Below are 15287 nucleotides of genomic sequence, written 5' to 3'. Positions count from 1 at the left end.
CTATTTCTCCCGCTGCAAATGATGATGGATGTTATCGCTATACTCGCCGCGCAAAAATTCGGGACTGATTCCGGCTTGCTGGAGTTTTATTTCTAGCAAAGCTAAGCGTTTCGACAGTTCTCGCGCCTTGCCATCGTCAGGATCCAGTTCGCGTAGCAGATCGTTTACCGCCAATGCTTCTCGACGCATTTCAAGTTCCGGAGGTAAGTAACCAGAATTTTTCAACAGCCGATATGCCGTGCGCAGTTCAACTGGCACTCCGCTGTCATCATCTAGCTGTAAAGGTGCACCTTCGCCGGGCAAATTACTCAGCTCGCCCTTTTCCTGAGCTTCACGTATGTGTTGCTCTACAAGTTGATCAATTAGCCACATAAGGGAGTTCCTGATAGGTGTATCAGCCATCAGCATAGCGAAAGGGGAGTAAATGGAAAGGAATTACGGACAATAAAAAACCCGCCGAAGCGGGTTTTTTACGATACTGCAAATTACTCTGCAGTAGCTTCTGCTTGAGCTTCTGGACGATCAACCAGCTCGATGTAAGCCATCGGAGCGTTGTCACCAGCACGGAAGCCACACTTCAAAATGCGAGTGTAACCACCGGCACGGCTCGCGAAACGCGGGCCCAGCTCGTTAAACAGTTTTGCCACGATCTCGTTATCACGAGTGCGGGCGAATGCCAGACGACGATTAGCTACGCTGTCGGTCTTGGCAAGAGTAATCAGCGGCTCAACTACGCGGCGCAGCTCTTTGGCTTTCGGCAGAGTCGTCTTAATGATCTCATGACGAACCAGAGAACCAGCCATGTTGCGGAACATAGCCTGACGATGGCTGCTGTTGCGGTTCAGTTGACGACCACTCTTACGATGGCGCATGACCTTATCCTTCTCAGTGAAACCTTAACCTGTGATCGGGTTATTCATCAGCAATGCTTGCTGGTGGCCAGTTTTCCAGGCGCATGCCCAGAGACAAACCACGTGAAGCAAGCACATCTTTAATCTCGGTAAGAGATTTTTTACCCAGGTTAGGCGTTTTAAGCAGCTCAACCTCGGTACGCTGTACCAGATCACCGATGTAGTGGATAGCTTCTGCCTTGAGGCAGTTAGCAGAGCGGACAGTCAATTCCAGATCGTCAACAGGGCGCAGCAGGATCGGATCGAATTCTGGTTTCTCTTCTTTTACTTCCGGCTGACGTACATCACGTAAGTCAACGAAAGCTTCCAGTTGTTCTGCCAGGATGGTTGCCGCACGACGAATCGCCTCTTCAGGATCGATTGTGCCGTTGGTTTCCATTTCGATGACCAGCTTGTCCAGGTCGGTACGCTGTTCTACACGCGCTGCTTCAACATTGTAGGCAATACGGTCTACAGGGCTGTAGCAAGCGTCAACCAACAGACGGCCGATTGGGCGCTCATCTTCTTCCGAATGAATTCGGGCAGAAGCCGGCACATAACCACGACCACGCTGAACTTTGATACGCATGCTAATAGATGCGTTTTCATCGGTCAGGTGGCAGATCACATGCTGCGGCTTGACGATTTCAACATCACCGTCGTGGGTGATGTCGGCTGCAGTCACAGGGCCAATGCCAGATTTATTCAGAGTAAGGATGACTTCATCTTTACCTTGAACTCTTACCGCCAACCCTTTCAGGTTAAGCAGGATTTCCAGGATATCTTCCTGTACGCCCTCTTTGGTGGAGTACTCATGAAGCACACCATCAATCTCAACCTCGGTCACCGCGCAACCCGGCATGGAAGAAAGCAGAATACGGCGCAGTGCGTTGCCAAGAGTATGGCCAAAGCCACGCTCTAACGGCTCAAGGGTCACCTTGGCGTGCGTCGAACTCACTTGCTCGATATCTACCAGGCGCGGTTTTAGAAACTCTGTCACAGAACCCTGCATTGTGTCCTCTCTTTGGTACTAAGCTTTACTTAGAGTAAAGCTCGACGATCAGGTGTTCGTTAATGTCCGCAGACAGATCAGTACGTTCAGGAATACGCTTGAACACACCTTCCATCTTAGTAGCATCAACTTCCAGCCAGGTTGGCTTTTCACGCTGCTCAGCCAGCTCCAGAGCGGCCTTCACGCGAGATTGCTGTTTGGCTTTCTCACGGATGCTTACGACATCATTCGGAGATACCTGATAAGAAGCGATGTTAACAACGCGACCGTTCACCAGGATAGATTTATGGCTAACCAGCTGACGTGCTTCTGCACGAGTGGCGCCAAAGCCCATACGGTAAACAACGTTATCCAGACGGCCTTCCAGCAGGGCCAGCAGGTTTTCACCTGTGTTGCCTTTCAGACGTGCTGCTTCTTTATAGTAGTTGCGGAACTGACGCTCCAGCACGCCGTACATACGACGAACTTTCTGCTTTTCACGCAACTGGCCGCCGTAGTCAGACAGACGCGGTTTACGCGCACCATGCTGACCAGGTGGTTGTTCAATTTTGCACTTGGTATCGATCGCGCGAACGCCAGACTTAAGGAATAAGTCGGTACCCTCACGACGGCTCAGCTTGAGCTTAGGACCCAAATATCTTGCCATTTTCTTTCTCCAACTAACCTAAAAACGGGCGATTAAACGCGACGTTTTTTCGGCGGACGACAACCGTTGTGAGGGATTGGAGTCACATCAGTAATATTAGTGATGCGGAAACCAGCAGCGTTCAGAGCACGAATTGTTGATTCGCGTCCTGGACCCGGACCCTTAACCATAACTTCCAGATTCTTAATACCGTAATCTTTCACTGCTTCTGCACAGCGCTCTGCAGCTACCTGAGCAGCAAACGGAGTAGATTTACGTGAACCGCGGAAACCGGAACCACCGGCGGTTGCCCAACCCAGTGCGTTACCCTGACGATCAGTAATTGTAACGATGGTGTTGTTAAAAGATGCATGGACATGAGCCACGCCATCTGAGACTTGTTTTCTTACACGCTTGCGTGCACGAACTGGTGCCTTTGCCATTATTTACTCACCCCGATTATTTCTTGATCGGTTTACGCGGACCCTTACGGGTACGTGCATTGGTCTTAGTACGCTGACCGCGAACTGGCAGACCACGACGATGGCGTAAACCACGATAGCAACCAAGGTCCATCAGACGCTTGATGCTCAGGGTGATTTCACGGCGCAGATCACCTTCAACAACGAATTTACCAACTGCTTCACGCAGCTGTTCAATTTGTTCTTCAGACAGCTCTCTGATCTTAACATTTTCAGCAATACCCGTTGAAGCGCAGATGGCTTTAGAACGAGTTTTACCGATACCGAAAATCGAAGTTAATGCGATAACGGTATGTTTTTGATCAGGAATGTTAATGCCTGCTATACGGGCCACTATGCACTCCTATAATTAAACAAATGCGTCCCATGCTGAAAAGCCCGTTTTCAGGATACTCAAATGGTAACGCATCGACATACAAAAGATTGGCTGGCTAATCTAGCCAGCTCAACCCGACTTTGCAAGAAAAATATGTGACAATATCAGCCTTGGCGCTGTTTATGCTTTGGCTCGGCGCTGCAGATCACACGTACGACACCGTCGCGGCGAATGATTTTGCAGTTACGACATAATTTCTTGACGGAAGCACGAACTTTCATTTTTACTCTCCGTAACTTCTCAAGCACCCGAATTAACGGCCGTAGCCCTTCAGGTTAGCTTTCTTCAATGCAGACTCGTACTGACTCGACATCATCAGAGTTTGCACTTGAGCCATAAAGTCCATGATGACGACCACTACGATGAGCAGCGATGTGCCGCCAAAGTAGAATGGAACTTTCATAGCATCACGCATGAACTCCGGGATCAGGCAGATAAAAGTAATATACAGTGCGCCGATTAAGGTCAGACGTGTCATTACTTTATCGATGTACTTCGCCGTTTGCTCTCCCGGACGAATTCCCGGTACGAATGCACCAGACTTCTTCAGGTTATCTGCTGTTTCACGTGGGTTGAAGACCAACGCCGTGTAGAAGAAACAGAAGAAGATGATTGCAGTCGCATAGAGTAGCACATAAAGCGGCTGTCCTGGTTGCAAATACAGCGAAATTGTTGTCAGCCAGTTCCAACCGGTACCGCCCCCGAACCATGATGCTATGGTCGCCGGGAACAGAATAATGCTGGAAGCAAAAATAGCTGGGATTACGCCCGCCATATTCACTTTCAACGGTAAATGTGTGCTCTGTGCAGCATATACACGACGACCTTGCTGACGTTTAGCGTAGTTGACCACAATGCGGCGCTGGCCACGCTCGACGAAAATAACAAAGAACGTCACTGCAAATACTAGAACTGCAACCAACAGCAACAGAAGGAAGTGCAGGTCACCTTGCCGCGCTTGCTCGATGGTATGGCCAATGGCCGGCGGGAGTCCCGCAACAATACCTGCGAAGATAATGATCGAGATACCGTTACCGATACCTCGCTCAGTAATCTGTTCGCCCAGCCACATCAGGAACATTGTCCCAGTAACCAGACTTACAACAGCGGTAAAGTAGAATGCAAAGCCTGGATTCATTACCAGCCCCTGCATTCCAGGCATATTCGGTAAACCGGTAGCAATACCGATCGACTGGAATACAGCCAGAACCAGTGTGCCGTAGCGAGTGTACTGGCTAATCTTGCGACGACCAGCTTCACCCTCTTTCTTAATCTCAGCTAACGCTGGATGAACCACCGTCAGCAGCTGGATAATAATAGAAGCCGAAATATACGGCATAATACCCAGAGCGAAGATTGAGGCACGACTGAGAGCACCACCAGAGAACATGTTGAACATTTCAATGATGGTGCCACGCTGTTGCTCAAGCAGTTTGGCAAGTACAGTGGCATCGATACCGGGGATTGGAATAAAAGAGCCAATTCGGAAGACAATGAGTGCACCGATTACAAACAACAGTCTGCGCTTCAGTTCACCAAAGCCACCTTTGGCACTTTGAAAATCTAATCCCGGTTGCTTTGCCATCTGCTACTTATTCCTCGATTTTACCGCCAGCAGCTTCGATTGCAGCACGAGCACCTTTGGTGACACGCAGACCGCGAACCGTTACCGGTGCAGAAACTTCACCAGAAAGAATCACTTTCGCGAATTCAATCTGAACACCGATAATATTGGCCGCTTTCAGCGTATTCAGGTCAACAATACCGCCTTCAACTTTCGCCAGATCAGACAGACGAACTTCTGTCGTGATCATTGCTTTGCGAGAGGTGAAACCAAATTTCGGCAGACGACGGTACAGAGGCATCTGACCACCCTCGAAACCGCGACGTACGCCACCGCCAGAACGAGAGTTCTGACCTTTGTGACCACGACCACCAGTTTTACCGAGGCCAGAACCGATACCACGACCCAGACGCTTAGAAGCGTGTTTAGACCCTTCGGCCGGAGACAGAGTGTTTAAACGCATCTCTTACTCCTCCACTTTCAGCATGTAGGAAATCGCGTTAATCATACCGCGTACAGCAGGCGTATCTTCACGCTCGACGGTGTGATTGATGCGACGCAGACCCAAGCCAACCAGAGTCGCTTTGTGCTTAGGCAGGCGGCCGATTGAACTGCGGGTTTGTGTAATTTTAATTGTCTTAGCCATCGTGATTACCCCAGAATTTCTTCAACGGATTTACCACGCTTGGCAGCGACCATTTCCGGAGAATTCATATTGCCCAGGCCATCGATAGTTGCACGAACCACGTTAATCGGGTTGGTAGAACCATACGCTTTAGCAAGAACGTTATGTACTCCAGCAACTTCTAAAACGGCGCGCATTGCACCGCCGGCGATGATACCGGTACCTTCAGAAGCTGGCTGCATGAACACACGAGAACCTGTGTGAGCACCTTTAACAGGGTGCTGCAGGGTGCCGTGAGTCAGCGCGACGTTAATCATATTGCGACGGGCTTTCTCCATCGCTTTCTGGATCGCTGCTGGAACTTCACGCGCTTTACCGTAACCAAAACCAACGCGGCCGTTACCATCACCCACTACAGTCAGTGCGGTGAAGGAGAAAATACGACCACCTTTTACAGTTTTAGATACACGGTTTACCGCGATCAGTTTTTCCTGCAGTTCGCCAGCTTGTTTCTCGATGTTTGACATCTTAGACCTCTACCTTAGAACTGAAGGCCAGCTTCACGGGCAGCATCTGCCAGTGCCTGGACACGACCATGATATTGGAACCCGGAACGGTCGAAAGAGACATTAGTAATGCCTTTCTCAACAGCGCGCTCAGCCAGAGCTTTACCTACAGCTGCAGCGGCGTCTTTGTTACCGGTATACTTCAGTTGTTCGGCAATAGCTTTTTCTACAGTAGAAGCAGCAACCAGAACTTCGGAACCGTTCGGGGCGATCACCTGTGCGTAGATATGACGCGGGGTACGATGTACCACCAGGCGAGTAGCACCCAGCTCTTTGAGCTTGCGACGTGCACGGGTCGCACGACGGATACGAGCAGATTTCTTATCCATAGTGTTACCTTACTTCTTCTTAGCCTCTTTGGTACGCACGACTTCGTCGGCGTAACGAACACCCTTGCCTTTATAAGGCTCAGGACGACGGTAGGCGCGCAGATCAGCTGCAACCTGACCAATCAGCTGTTTATCCGCGCCTTTCAGCACGATCTCAGTCTGAGTTGGACATTCAGCAGTGATGCCGGCCGGCAGTGCATGGTCAACAGGGTGAGAGAAGCCCAGGGCCAAGCTCACAGAGTTGCCTTTAACAGCTGCACGATAACCAACACCAACCAGTTGCAGCTTCTTGGTGAAGCCTTCGGTAACACCGATAACCATGCCGTTCAGCAGCGCACGAGCAGTACCTGCTTGTGCCCAACCATCCGCATAACCTTCGCGTGGAGCGAAAGTCAGGGCGTTGTCTGCATGCTTAACTTCTACAGCACTGTTGATAGTACGAGTCAGCTCGCCGTTTTTGCCTTTGATCGAAACTTCCTGACCGCTGAGTTTTACCTCTACGCCCGCAGGAACAACGACAGGTGCTTTTGCAACACGAGACATTTTATTCCTCCGATTACGCTACGTAGCAGATAATTTCGCCACCAAGACCAGCTTGGCGCGCTGCACGATCAGTCATGACACCTTTAGAGGTAGAGATTACAGCGATGCCCAGACCAGCCATTACTTTTGGCAGCTCATCTTTTTTCTTATAGATGCGCAGACCTGGACGACTAACACGCTGAATGCTCTCTACCACAGCCTTGCCCTGGAAATACTTTAAAGTAACTTCCAGCTCAGACTTGATATCGCCTTCGATTTTAAAATCTTCAATATAGCCTTCTTCCTTCAGCACGTTGGCAATTGCCACTTTCAGCTTGGAGGAAGGCATAGAGACCGCAACTTTGTTCGCGGCCTGACCGTTACGGATACGGGTCAGCATATCCGCGATCGGATCTTGCATGCTCATCTGTGTTACTCCCGTGATTCAAATGGTGACAATTACCAGCTAGCCTTTTTAAGACCCGGGATTTCACCGCGCATTGCGGCTTCACGGACCTTGATACGGCTCAACCCAAACTTCCGCAAGAAACCGTGCGGACGACCTGTCTGACGGCAGCGGTTACGCTGACGGGAAGGGCTGGAATCACGCGGCAGACTCTGCAGCTTGAGAACGGCATCCCAACGATCTTCGTCGGATGCGTTCACATCAGAAATGATCGCTTTCAGTTCAACGCGCTTGGCGAAGAACTTGTCTGCTAATTTCACACGCTTAACTTCGCGTGCTTTCATCGATTGCTTAGCCATTAAGTAACCCTACCTTACTTGCGGAATGGGAATTCAAAGGCAGCCAGCAGAGCACGGCCTTCATCATCAGATTTCGCAGTAGTGGTAATGGTAATATCCAAACCACGAACGCGATCGACTTTGTCATAATCGATTTCTGGGAAGATGATCTGCTCACGAACGCCCATGCTGTAGTTACCACGACCGTCGAACGACTTAGCAGATAAACCGCGGAAGTCACGAATACGTGGTACAGCAATAGTGATCAGACGCTCAAAGAACTCCCACATACGCTCACCGCGCAGAGTTACTTTACAGCCGATCGGATAGCCCTGACGGATTTTGAAGCCTGCAACTGATTTGCGTGCTTTGGTGATCAGCGGTTTTTGACCGGAGATTGCTGCCAGGTCAGCTGCTGCGTTATCCAGCAGTTTCTTGTCAGCGATCGCTTCACCAACACCCATGTTCAGGGTGATCTTCTCGACCCGAGGGACTTGCATGACAGAATTGTAGCCGAACTCTGTCATGAGTTTCTGGACTACTTCGTCTTTGTAGTAATCATGCAGTTTCGCCATCGTACTACTCCAAATTACTTGATAGTTTCGCTATTAGACTTGAAGAAACGGACTTTTTTGCCGTCTTCGAATCTAAAGCCTACACGGTCAGCCTTGCCGGTTGCCGCATTGAAGAGTGCAACGTTGGAAGCTTGAATAGCCGCTTCTTTTTCAACGATGCCACCTGGCTGGTTCAGGGCCGGAACCGGCTTCTGATGTTTCTTAACCAGGTTGATACCTTCAACGATGACTTTACCAGAAGTCAGGACGTTCTTTACTTTACCGCGTTTACCTTTGTCTTTGCCGGTAAGCACGATAACTTCGTCGTTACGACGGATTTTCGCTGCCATTGCTCGCTCCTTAGAGTACTTCTGGTGCCAGAGAGATAATTTTCATGAACTTTTCAGTACGAAGTTCACGAGTTACCGGCCCAAAAATACGCGTACCGATAGGTTGCTCGCTGTTATTGTTTAAAATAACGCATGCATTACCATCGAAGCGAATGACAGAACCGTCCGGGCGACGAACACCCTTCCTGGTGCGCACCACTACCGCTTTCAGGACATCACCTTTTTTCACCTTGCCACGAGGAATTGCTTCCTTGATGGTCACTTTGATGATATCGCCGACGCCTGCGTAGCGACGGTGCGAGCCACCCAGAACCTTGATACACATTACGCGACGTGCACCGGAGTTGTCGGCGACGTTCAGCATAGTCTGTTCTTGGATCATTTTAGTGCTCCGCTAATGTCAACTACTACTTCGGGACCCAAACCTCAGGTCGTTAAAAAGCCCCATAATTGAGGGCGCGGCATTATAACACCGGTTCTCGCACATGGGTAGAAAAAACGAACGGCTCAGACGAGCCGTTCGTTTTATTTTTTAGAGGAAACGGATTCTATTACAGAACCGCTTTCTCTACAACGCGAACCAGCGTCCAAGACTTAGTCTTGGACAGCGGACGGGTTTCGCGGATTTCAACCACGTCACCAATACCGCATTCATTGTTCTCGTCATGGATGTGCAGCTTAGTCGTACGCTTGATGAATTTACCGTAGATCGGGTGTTTCACGACACGTTCGATAGCAACAACTGCAGATTTCTGCATTTTGTCACTAATAACACGACCCTGCAGAGTACGGATTTTATCGGTCATTACGCCGCCTTCTCAGTCAGTAAAGTCTTAACACGTGCAACATTACGGCGAACTTCTTTCAGCAGATGGGTTTGCTGAAGTTGGCCGGATGCTGCTTGCATGCGCAGGTTAAACTGCTCACGCAGCAGGTTAAGTAGCTCAGTATTCAGCTCTTCAACGCTTTTTTCACGCAGCTCATTTGCTTTCATTACATCACCGTCTTAGTAACAAAGGTGGTTTTGATAGGCAGTTTTGCTGCTGCCAGCTTGAAGGCTTCACGGGCCAATTCTTCCGAAACTCCGTCCATTTCATACAGGACTTTACCCGGTTGAATGAGGGCAACCCAATACTCCACGTTACCCTTACCTTTACCCATACGCACTTCCAGCGGCTTCTCGGTAATTGGTTTGTCCGGGAATACACGGATCCAAATTTTACCTTGACGCTTAACTGCACGGGTCATAGCACGACGTGCTGCTTCGATCTGACGAGCAGTCAGACGACCACGGCCAACAGCTTTCAGACCGAAAGTACCGAAGCTGACATCCGTACCTTGCGCCAGACCACGGTTGCGGCCTTTGTGCACTTTACGGAATTTCGTACGCTTTGGTTGTAACATCAGCGACTCTCCTTACTTACGGCCTTTACGCTGCTGCTTTTTAGGTTGAGCAGCCGGTTCCGGTTGTTCAACAGCAGCCATACCACCCAGGATCTCGCCTTTGAAGATCCATACCTTAACGCCGATTACACCATAAGTGGTGTGCGCTTCAGAGGTGTTGTAGTCAATGTCTGCACGCAGTGTGTGCAACGGTACGCGACCTTCACGGTACCATTCGGTACGTGCGATCTCGGCACCGCCCAAACGGCCGCTGACTTCGACTTTAATACCCTTCGCGCCCAGACGCATTGCGTTCTGTACAGCACGCTTCATAGCACGACGGAACATCACACGACGCTCCAGCTGTGAAGTGATGCTATCAGCAACCAATTTAGCGTCCAGTTCCGGCTTACGGACTTCGGCGATGTTGATCTGTGCAGGAACGCCAGCGATTTTCGCGACGACCGTACGCAGTTTTTCTACGTCTTCACCTTTTTTACCGATAACGATACCCGGGCGAGCAGTGTGAATAGTCACACGGATGCTCTTAGCCGGACGCTCGATAACGATACGAGATACAGACGCTTTAGACAGTTCCTTGGTCAGGAACTGACGGACTTTAAAATCGCTGTCCAGGTTGTCAGCGAATTCTTTGGTGTTCGCAAACCAGGTAGAGTTCCATGGTTTTACAATACCCAGGCGAATACCATTAGGATGTACTTTCTGACCCATTGCTAGTCTCCAGAGTCTCAGCGATCGGACACAACCACAGTAATGTGGCTGGTGCGCTTCAGGATGCGATCTGCACGACCTTTCGCACGCGGCATAATGCGCTTCATGCTTGGGCCTTCGTCTACGAAGATTTTCGCGACTTTCAGATCGTCGATATCAGCGCCATCGTTGTGTTCGGCGTTCGCAATGGCAGATTCCAGGACTTTCTTAACCAACACAGCAGCTTTCTTGTTGGTGTAGGTCAGAATATCCAGAGCCTGCGACACTTTCTTACCGCGAATCAGGTCTGCCACCAGGCGAACCTTCTGAGCAGAAGAACGAGCATGGCGATGTTGAGCAATAGTTTCCATCTCTTCCTCCTACTTATTTCTTCTTGGCTTTCTTATCTGCAGCATGGCCGCGATAAGTACGTGTCGGTGCAAATTCACCCAGTTTGTGGCCGACCATTTCGTCGGAAACAAAGACAGGAACGTGCTGACGACCATTATGGACAGCGATGGTCAAACCGATCATGTTAGGGAAGATCGTTGAACGACGGGACCAAGTGCGCAGGGGCTTCTTGTCACCGCTTTCCACCGCTTTCTCTACCTTCTTCAGCAAGTGCAGGTCAATAAAAGGACCTTTCTTGAGAGAACGTGGCATGGCTTATCCTCTAAAATTATTTGCTACGGCGACGTACGATAAATTTATCAGTACGCTTGTTGCTACGGGTCTTCTTACCTTTGGTCTGAACGCCCCACGGAGTTACCGGGTGCTTACCAAAGTTACGACCTTCACCACCACCGTGCGGGTGATCGACTGGGTTCATCGCAGTACCGCGAACGGTAGGACGAACACCACGCCAACGGGTTGCACCAGCTTTACCCAGTACGCGCAGCATGTGCTCAGAGTTGCCGACTTCGCCAAGAGTTGCACGACATTCGGATTCAACTTTGCGCATTTCGCCTGAACGCAGACGCAGGGTAACGTAGGAACCTTCACGCGCAACGATCTGCACGTAAGTACCAGCTGAGCGAGCAATCTGACCGCCTTTGCCTGGTTTCATTTCTACGTTATGAACGGTAGAACCCACCGGGATGTTACGCATCGGCAGGGTGTTACCTGCTTTAATCGCAGCATCAACGCCAGATTGAATCTGATCGCCGGCTTTCAGGCCTTTAGGGGCCAGGATGTAACGGCGCTCGCCATCTTTGTACAGAACCAGTGCGATGTTCGCAGAACGGTTCGGATCGTACTCAAGACGCTCAACAACTGCTGGGATACCATCTTTGTTGCGTTTGAAGTCAACAATACGGTAAGCCTGCTTGTGACCACCACCGATATGACGGGTAGTGATACGACCATTGTTGTTACGACCACCGGATTTGCTGTTTTTTTCTACCAGCGGAGCAAATGGTTTGCCCTTGTGCAGCTCTGGGTTCACCACTTTAACTACGTGGCGACGACCCGGAGATGTCGGTTTACATTTAACAACTGCCATTGTCTTTCTCCTCCGACTTACTCAGCGCCGCCGACGAAGTCCAGATTCTGGCCTTCCTTCAGGGTGACGTAAGCTTTTTTCCAGTCGCTACGACGACCGATACGCTGTCCGTGACGCTTAACTTTCCCTTTAACTACCAGGGTGTTTACGTCTTTAACTTCCACTTCGAACAGCTTCTCAACAGCAGCAACGATCTCTGCTTTGGTCGCGTCTTTAGCAACTTTGAGAACGATGGTATTGGTTTTTTCCATCGCAGTAGATGCTTTTTCTGATACGTGCGGTGCACGCACTACTTTCAGCAGACGTTCTTCACGGATCATGCCAGCATCTCCTCAACTTGCTTAACTGCTTCCGCAGTCATAACGACTTTGTCGAAGGCGATCAGGCTAACTGGGTCGATGCCCGCTGCATCACGCACGTCAACCTTGTACAGGTTACGCGCAGCCAGGAACAGATTCTCATCCAGTTCACCGGTGATGATCAGCACATCTTGCAGCGCCATGTCTTTCAGTTTCTGTACCAGCAGCTTAGTTTTAGGCGCTTCTACAGAGAACGTCTCGACAACGATCAGACGGTCCTGACGTACCAGCTCGGACAGAATGCTTTTCAGCGCGCCGCGGTACATCTTTTTGTTAACTTTTTGACTGTGGTCCTGTGGACGTGCAGCGAAGGTTACGCCACCTGAACGCCAGATCGGGCTCTTTACAGAACCTGAACGCGCACGGCCGGTACCTTTCTGGCGCCAAGGCTTTTTGCCTGAACCAGTAACTTCAGCACGAGTCTTCTGCGCACGAGTACCCTGACGAGCACCAGCAGCATAAGCAACAACAACCTGGTGAACCAGCGCTTCGTTGAAATCACGACCGAAGGTAGTTTCGGAAACAGTCAGCGCGCTCTGCGCGTCTTTCAGTACTAATTCCATTGCTATCCCCTTACGCCTTCACAGCTGGTTTAACAATCAGATCGCACCCAGTTGCACCCGGGACGCCACCTTTGACCAGCAGCAGGTTGCGCTCAGCGTCAACACGTACTACTTCCAGGCTCTGAACGGTTACGCGCTCATTACCCAGCTGACCAGCCATTTTCTTGCCTTTGAACACTTTGCCCGGAGTCTGGTTCTGACCGATAGAACCCGGAACGCGGTGTGACAAGGAGTTACCGTGTGTAGCATCCTGGGTACGGAAGTTCCAGCGCTTAACGGTACCTGCGAAACCTTTACCTTTAGAGGTACCGGTAACGTCTACTTTTTTAACGTCAGCGAAAATTTCAACACTGATGCTCTGGCCAACAGAGAAATCTTCACCTTCGGTGCGGAATTCCCACAGACCACGGCCAGCGTCAACGCCAGCTTTAGCAAAATGACCTGCTTCAGGCTTGCTCACACGGCTTGCTTTTTTAGCACCGGTGGTAACCTGAATAGCTTGGTAACCATCGTTGTCCAGGCCTTTGACCTGAGTAACGCGGTTTGCTTCAACTTCGATAACGGTTACTGGGATTGAAACGCCATCTTCAGTGAAGATGCGGGTCATACCCACTTTTTTACCGACTAAACCAATCATTGTATCAACCTCTCAATCGCTCGATGACCTGATTAACCCAGGCTGATCTGCACGTCAACACCGGCAGCCAGGTCCAGACGCATCAGAGCATCAACGGTTTTTTCAGTTGGCTCAACGATGTCTACCAGACGCTTGTGAGTGCGGATTTCGTACTGATCACGCGCGTCTTTGTTAACGTGCGGAGAGATCAGAACGGTAAAACGCTCTTTGCGGGTTGGCAGCGGGATCGGACCACGTACCTGCGCACCAGTGCGCTTGGCAGTCTCAACGATTTCCGCGGTTGATTGATCGATCAGGCGATGATCAAACGCTTTAAGACGGATACGGATTCTTTGGTTCGACATGAGACCAAGGCTCCAAACATTTTATAAACGAAAAGAATTACTACCCGCATCCATTACGATTGATGGAGGAGTGTAATCGTTCAGCATATAACTCCCCAATTGGGAGTATTGTTAGGCGATACATAAACAGCTATCCCCTGCGATTCTGCTCGAATCGCGCCACACCAATATCGGCAGGCCCGCGCATTATACGTAAATCAGTTCAGGAAGCAACCCGTGTTGTGTTTTTAACCACATCAATCTGGTTACAGACCGAAAAAAACCCGCAGCAATCGTTTAGACTGAGCGGGCTTGCGTGACGATGGGCATATGGCTAATGTTCGTTCTGATCTTTTAATTGAGACTGAAGATAATTTTGCAGGCCGAGTTTGTTCACCAGATCGAGTTCCGTTTCCAGCCAGTCTATGTGCCCTTCCTCTTCCGTAAGAATCTCAATCATCATGTCTCTGCTGACGTAGTCATGAACCTTGTCGGCATAGGCTATCGCCTCACGCAAATCCTTTGCGCCTTCCAGTTCTAATGCCAGGTCAGATTGCAGCATTTCCGGCACGTCTTCACCGATGCGTAATCGACCTAGATCTTGCAGGTTAGGAATTCCTTCAAGAAAAAGAATGCGTTCGATATATTTGTCCGCATGTTTCATTTCATCGATTGACTCATGATACTCAACGTCATTGAGCCGGGTCAGACCCCAATTTTTGAACATACGCGCATGAAGGAAGTACTGATTAATCGCAACCAGTTCATTCCCCAGCAATTTGTTGAGATGAAATATGATTTTACTGTCGCCCTTCATTTTTGTTTCCTCCGCTTCCAACTAAATAGAGCGTAGATGCGGATGAAAGGAAGTCAAAAAAACGCGACAGTTATTGTGGGTATTAGGAAGTGCAGAATTACTTTATTAAGCTATCTCTTTGTAGAGCGGCACGTTTTGCAGTTCATCTTCCATAATTTCACGCGCAAACCGCACGCACTTGCCACATTGCTTTCCAATGGGAACCAACTGGCGCAATTGTTGAATCGATTTGGGTTGATAGCGGCGAACCACTTCGCGCAGAGTTTTATCACTCACGGCATTACACAAGCAGACGTACATTTACTGCGGACTCCCGTACAATTTATGATCAAATTGTAAATGAGAATGGTTTTT

At 49.8% G+C, this 15287-nt stretch carries 31 protein-coding genes; all 31 read right to left on the bottom strand.

From position 1 onward, the window contains the following. Positions 1-372, bottom strand: coding sequence for a DUF1992 domain-containing protein (locus tag K5Y32_RS23855; protein WP_222186053.1), 372 nt, complete (start codon positions 370-372; stop codon positions 1-3). A gap of 113 nt (positions 373-485) precedes the next feature. Then, entirely contained in the window at positions 486-872 is a 387-nt protein-coding gene (rplQ, locus tag K5Y32_RS23850; RefSeq protein ID WP_008104728.1) for a 50S ribosomal protein L17, read from the bottom strand. 40 nt (positions 873-912) lie between these two features. After that, the gene (gene rpoA / locus K5Y32_RS23845) at positions 913-1902 is read right to left on the bottom strand and encodes a DNA-directed RNA polymerase subunit alpha (protein WP_007891688.1); all 990 of its coding nucleotides are present in this window, start codon (positions 1900-1902) and stop codon (positions 913-915) included. Between the two features lie 25 nt (positions 1903-1927). Continuing rightward, positions 1928-2548, bottom strand: coding sequence for a 30S ribosomal protein S4 (gene rpsD, locus K5Y32_RS23840; RefSeq protein ID WP_007891687.1), 621 nt, complete (start codon positions 2546-2548; stop codon positions 1928-1930). A gap of 32 nt (positions 2549-2580) precedes the next feature. After that, the gene (gene rpsK / locus K5Y32_RS23835; protein ID WP_004160563.1) at positions 2581-2970 is read right to left on the bottom strand and encodes a 30S ribosomal protein S11; all 390 of its coding nucleotides are present in this window, start codon (positions 2968-2970) and stop codon (positions 2581-2583) included. A gap of 16 nt (positions 2971-2986) precedes the next feature. After that, positions 2987-3343 (bottom strand): 30S ribosomal protein S13, encoded by a 357-nt coding sequence (gene rpsM / locus K5Y32_RS23830; RefSeq protein ID WP_034830736.1) that lies wholly within the window; start codon positions 3341-3343, stop codon positions 2987-2989. 146 nt (positions 3344-3489) lie between these two features. After that, positions 3490-3606, bottom strand: a complete 117-nt coding sequence (gene rpmJ / locus K5Y32_RS23825; protein WP_004160566.1) for a 50S ribosomal protein L36 — start codon at positions 3604-3606, stop codon at positions 3490-3492. Positions 3607-3638: 32 nt separating this feature from the next. Beyond that, entirely contained in the window at positions 3639-4970 is a 1332-nt protein-coding gene (secY, locus tag K5Y32_RS23820) for a preprotein translocase subunit SecY (protein WP_007891686.1), read from the bottom strand. Between the two features lie 7 nt (positions 4971-4977). Beyond that, positions 4978-5412: a 50S ribosomal protein L15 gene (gene rplO / locus K5Y32_RS23815; protein ID WP_007891684.1), complete on the bottom strand. Its 435-nt coding sequence runs from the start codon at positions 5410-5412 to the stop codon at positions 4978-4980. Positions 5413-5415: 3 nt separating this feature from the next. Next, the gene (rpmD, locus tag K5Y32_RS23810) at positions 5416-5595 is read right to left on the bottom strand and encodes a 50S ribosomal protein L30 (protein WP_007891681.1); all 180 of its coding nucleotides are present in this window, start codon (positions 5593-5595) and stop codon (positions 5416-5418) included. A gap of 5 nt (positions 5596-5600) precedes the next feature. Continuing rightward, positions 5601-6101, bottom strand: coding sequence for a 30S ribosomal protein S5 (gene rpsE, locus K5Y32_RS23805; RefSeq protein ID WP_007891679.1), 501 nt, complete (start codon positions 6099-6101; stop codon positions 5601-5603). Positions 6102-6115: 14 nt separating this feature from the next. Continuing rightward, positions 6116-6469, bottom strand: a complete 354-nt coding sequence (rplR, locus tag K5Y32_RS23800) for a 50S ribosomal protein L18 (RefSeq protein ID WP_008104733.1) — start codon at positions 6467-6469, stop codon at positions 6116-6118. 9 nt (positions 6470-6478) lie between these two features. Then, positions 6479-7012 (bottom strand): 50S ribosomal protein L6, encoded by a 534-nt coding sequence (gene rplF, locus K5Y32_RS23795; RefSeq protein WP_008104735.1) that lies wholly within the window; start codon positions 7010-7012, stop codon positions 6479-6481. Positions 7013-7025: 13 nt separating this feature from the next. Continuing rightward, positions 7026-7418, bottom strand: a complete 393-nt coding sequence (rpsH, locus tag K5Y32_RS23790; protein WP_007891668.1) for a 30S ribosomal protein S8 — start codon at positions 7416-7418, stop codon at positions 7026-7028. A gap of 32 nt (positions 7419-7450) precedes the next feature. Beyond that, positions 7451-7756: a 30S ribosomal protein S14 gene (gene rpsN / locus K5Y32_RS23785; RefSeq protein ID WP_007891666.1), complete on the bottom strand. Its 306-nt coding sequence runs from the start codon at positions 7754-7756 to the stop codon at positions 7451-7453. A 14-nt stretch (positions 7757-7770) separates the two neighbouring features. Further along, positions 7771-8310, bottom strand: coding sequence for a 50S ribosomal protein L5 (gene rplE / locus K5Y32_RS23780; RefSeq protein ID WP_007891665.1), 540 nt, complete (start codon positions 8308-8310; stop codon positions 7771-7773). Between the two features lie 14 nt (positions 8311-8324). After that, a complete protein-coding gene (gene rplX / locus K5Y32_RS23775) occupies positions 8325-8639 on the bottom strand; it encodes a 50S ribosomal protein L24 (protein ID WP_007891664.1) in 315 nt (104 codons plus the stop codon). Positions 8640-8649: 10 nt separating this feature from the next. Then, positions 8650-9021, bottom strand: coding sequence for a 50S ribosomal protein L14 (rplN, locus tag K5Y32_RS23770; protein WP_006120590.1), 372 nt, complete (start codon positions 9019-9021; stop codon positions 8650-8652). A gap of 169 nt (positions 9022-9190) precedes the next feature. Beyond that, positions 9191-9445: a 30S ribosomal protein S17 gene (rpsQ, locus tag K5Y32_RS23765; RefSeq protein ID WP_007891663.1), complete on the bottom strand. Its 255-nt coding sequence runs from the start codon at positions 9443-9445 to the stop codon at positions 9191-9193. After that, entirely contained in the window at positions 9445-9633 is a 189-nt protein-coding gene (gene rpmC / locus K5Y32_RS23760; protein ID WP_007891662.1) for a 50S ribosomal protein L29, read from the bottom strand. Before rpmC ends, rpsQ begins: the two co-directional genes overlap by 1 nt. Then, complete coding sequence (gene rplP / locus K5Y32_RS23755; RefSeq protein ID WP_015962145.1) at positions 9633-10043, bottom strand: 50S ribosomal protein L16; 411 nt, start codon at positions 10041-10043, stop codon at positions 9633-9635. The genes rpmC and rplP overlap by 1 nt, the downstream gene beginning before the upstream one ends. 12 nt (positions 10044-10055) lie before the next feature. Next, the gene (rpsC, locus tag K5Y32_RS23750) at positions 10056-10754 is read right to left on the bottom strand and encodes a 30S ribosomal protein S3 (protein ID WP_007891660.1); all 699 of its coding nucleotides are present in this window, start codon (positions 10752-10754) and stop codon (positions 10056-10058) included. Positions 10755-10771: 17 nt separating this feature from the next. After that, positions 10772-11104, bottom strand: a complete 333-nt coding sequence (gene rplV, locus K5Y32_RS23745; RefSeq protein WP_007891659.1) for a 50S ribosomal protein L22 — start codon at positions 11102-11104, stop codon at positions 10772-10774. Positions 11105-11117: 13 nt separating this feature from the next. Continuing rightward, positions 11118-11396, bottom strand: a complete 279-nt coding sequence (gene rpsS / locus K5Y32_RS23740; RefSeq protein WP_001138115.1) for a 30S ribosomal protein S19 — start codon at positions 11394-11396, stop codon at positions 11118-11120. A 16-nt stretch (positions 11397-11412) separates the two neighbouring features. Beyond that, positions 11413-12234: a 50S ribosomal protein L2 gene (gene rplB, locus K5Y32_RS23735; protein ID WP_007891654.1), complete on the bottom strand. Its 822-nt coding sequence runs from the start codon at positions 12232-12234 to the stop codon at positions 11413-11415. A 17-nt stretch (positions 12235-12251) separates the two neighbouring features. After that, the gene (rplW, locus tag K5Y32_RS23730) at positions 12252-12554 is read right to left on the bottom strand and encodes a 50S ribosomal protein L23 (protein ID WP_007891652.1); all 303 of its coding nucleotides are present in this window, start codon (positions 12552-12554) and stop codon (positions 12252-12254) included. Continuing rightward, positions 12551-13156, bottom strand: coding sequence for a 50S ribosomal protein L4 (gene rplD / locus K5Y32_RS23725; protein ID WP_007891650.1), 606 nt, complete (start codon positions 13154-13156; stop codon positions 12551-12553). The genes rplW and rplD overlap by 4 nt, the downstream gene beginning before the upstream one ends. Before the next feature lie 10 nt (positions 13157-13166). After that, positions 13167-13793, bottom strand: coding sequence for a 50S ribosomal protein L3 (rplC, locus tag K5Y32_RS23720; protein WP_008104741.1), 627 nt, complete (start codon positions 13791-13793; stop codon positions 13167-13169). 32 nt (positions 13794-13825) lie between these two features. Then, positions 13826-14137, bottom strand: a complete 312-nt coding sequence (rpsJ, locus tag K5Y32_RS23715) for a 30S ribosomal protein S10 (RefSeq protein ID WP_006120582.1) — start codon at positions 14135-14137, stop codon at positions 13826-13828. A 313-nt stretch (positions 14138-14450) separates the two neighbouring features. Next, positions 14451-14933 (bottom strand): bacterioferritin, encoded by a 483-nt coding sequence (gene bfr, locus K5Y32_RS23710; RefSeq protein WP_101762566.1) that lies wholly within the window; start codon positions 14931-14933, stop codon positions 14451-14453. A 105-nt stretch (positions 14934-15038) separates the two neighbouring features. After that, positions 15039-15233 (bottom strand): bacterioferritin-associated ferredoxin, encoded by a 195-nt coding sequence (gene bfd, locus K5Y32_RS23705; RefSeq protein ID WP_008104746.1) that lies wholly within the window; start codon positions 15231-15233, stop codon positions 15039-15041. Positions 15234-15287: the final 54 nt, after the last annotated feature.

It is taken from the genome of Pantoea sp. DY-15, from assembly GCF_019795935.1.
Classification (GTDB): Bacteria; Pseudomonadota; Gammaproteobacteria; order Enterobacterales; family Enterobacteriaceae; genus Pantoea; species Pantoea leporis.
The sequence above is the reverse complement of the archived record's forward strand: the minus strand, read 5'-3'. Positions and strand labels throughout refer to the sequence as shown.

Bases quoted from the DNA above. Each gene is read 5' to 3' on its own strand.
- rplC (WP_008104741.1), bottom strand. From the start codon at position 13,793: ATGATTGGTTTAGTCGGTAAAAAAGTGGGTATGACCCGCATCTTCACT.
- K5Y32_RS23855 (WP_222186053.1), bottom strand. From the start codon at position 372: ATGTGGCTAATTGATCAACTTGTAGAGCAACACATACGTGAAGCTCAG.
- rpsH (WP_007891668.1), bottom strand. From the start codon at position 7,418: ATGAGCATGCAAGATCCGATCGCGGATATGCTGACCCGTATCCGTAAC.
- rplW (WP_007891652.1), bottom strand. From the start codon at position 12,554: ATGATCCGTGAAGAACGTCTGCTGAAAGTAGTGCGTGCACCGCACGTA.
- rpsC (WP_007891660.1), bottom strand. From the start codon at position 10,754: ATGGGTCAGAAAGTACATCCTAATGGTATTCGCCTGGGTATTGTAAAA.
- rpsQ (WP_007891663.1), bottom strand. From the start codon at position 9,445: ATGACCGATAAAATCCGTACTCTGCAGGGTCGTGTTATTAGTGACAAA.
- rpsS (WP_001138115.1), bottom strand. From the start codon at position 11,396: ATGCCACGTTCTCTCAAGAAAGGTCCTTTTATTGACCTGCACTTGCTG.
- rplV (WP_007891659.1), bottom strand. From the start codon at position 11,104: ATGGAAACTATTGCTCAACATCGCCATGCTCGTTCTTCTGCTCAGAAG.
- rplQ (WP_008104728.1), bottom strand. From the start codon at position 872: ATGCGCCATCGTAAGAGTGGTCGTCAACTGAACCGCAACAGCAGCCAT.
- rplR (WP_008104733.1), bottom strand. From the start codon at position 6,469: ATGGATAAGAAATCTGCTCGTATCCGTCGTGCGACCCGTGCACGTCGC.
- rpsE (WP_007891679.1), bottom strand. From the start codon at position 6,101: ATGTCAAACATCGAGAAACAAGCTGGCGAACTGCAGGAAAAACTGATC.
- rplO (WP_007891684.1), bottom strand. From the start codon at position 5,412: ATGCGTTTAAACACTCTGTCTCCGGCCGAAGGGTCTAAACACGCTTCT.
- rpmD (WP_007891681.1), bottom strand. From the start codon at position 5,595: ATGGCTAAGACAATTAAAATTACACAAACCCGCAGTTCAATCGGCCGC.
- rpsD (WP_007891687.1), bottom strand. From the start codon at position 2,548: ATGGCAAGATATTTGGGTCCTAAGCTCAAGCTGAGCCGTCGTGAGGGT.
- rplP (WP_015962145.1), bottom strand. From the start codon at position 10,043: ATGTTACAACCAAAGCGTACGAAATTCCGTAAAGTGCACAAAGGCCGC.
- bfd (WP_008104746.1), bottom strand. From the start codon at position 15,233: ATGTACGTCTGCTTGTGTAATGCCGTGAGTGATAAAACTCTGCGCGAA.
- rplX (WP_007891664.1), bottom strand. From the start codon at position 8,639: ATGGCAGCGAAAATCCGTCGTAACGACGAAGTTATCGTGCTTACCGGC.
- rpmC (WP_007891662.1), bottom strand. From the start codon at position 9,633: ATGAAAGCAAATGAGCTGCGTGAAAAAAGCGTTGAAGAGCTGAATACT.
- rplB (WP_007891654.1), bottom strand. From the start codon at position 12,234: ATGGCAGTTGTTAAATGTAAACCGACATCTCCGGGTCGTCGCCACGTA.
- rplE (WP_007891665.1), bottom strand. From the start codon at position 8,310: ATGGCGAAACTGCATGATTACTACAAAGACGAAGTAGTCCAGAAACTC.
- rpsN (WP_007891666.1), bottom strand. From the start codon at position 7,756: ATGGCTAAGCAATCGATGAAAGCACGCGAAGTTAAGCGTGTGAAATTA.
- rpmJ (WP_004160566.1), bottom strand. From the start codon at position 3,606: ATGAAAGTTCGTGCTTCCGTCAAGAAATTATGTCGTAACTGCAAAATC.
- rpsJ (WP_006120582.1), bottom strand. From the start codon at position 14,137: ATGTCGAACCAAAGAATCCGTATCCGTCTTAAAGCGTTTGATCATCGC.
- rpoA (WP_007891688.1), bottom strand. From the start codon at position 1,902: ATGCAGGGTTCTGTGACAGAGTTTCTAAAACCGCGCCTGGTAGATATC.
- rplF (WP_008104735.1), bottom strand. From the start codon at position 7,012: ATGTCTCGTGTTGCAAAAGCACCTGTCGTTGTTCCTGCGGGCGTAGAG.
- secY (WP_007891686.1), bottom strand. From the start codon at position 4,970: ATGGCAAAGCAACCGGGATTAGATTTTCAAAGTGCCAAAGGTGGCTTT.
- rplN (WP_006120590.1), bottom strand. From the start codon at position 9,021: ATGATCCAAGAACAGACTATGCTGAACGTCGCCGACAACTCCGGTGCA.
- rpsK (WP_004160563.1), bottom strand. From the start codon at position 2,970: ATGGCAAAGGCACCAGTTCGTGCACGCAAGCGTGTAAGAAAACAAGTC.
- rplD (WP_007891650.1), bottom strand. From the start codon at position 13,156: ATGGAATTAGTACTGAAAGACGCGCAGAGCGCGCTGACTGTTTCCGAA.
- bfr (WP_101762566.1), bottom strand. From the start codon at position 14,933: ATGAAGGGCGACAGTAAAATCATATTTCATCTCAACAAATTGCTGGGG.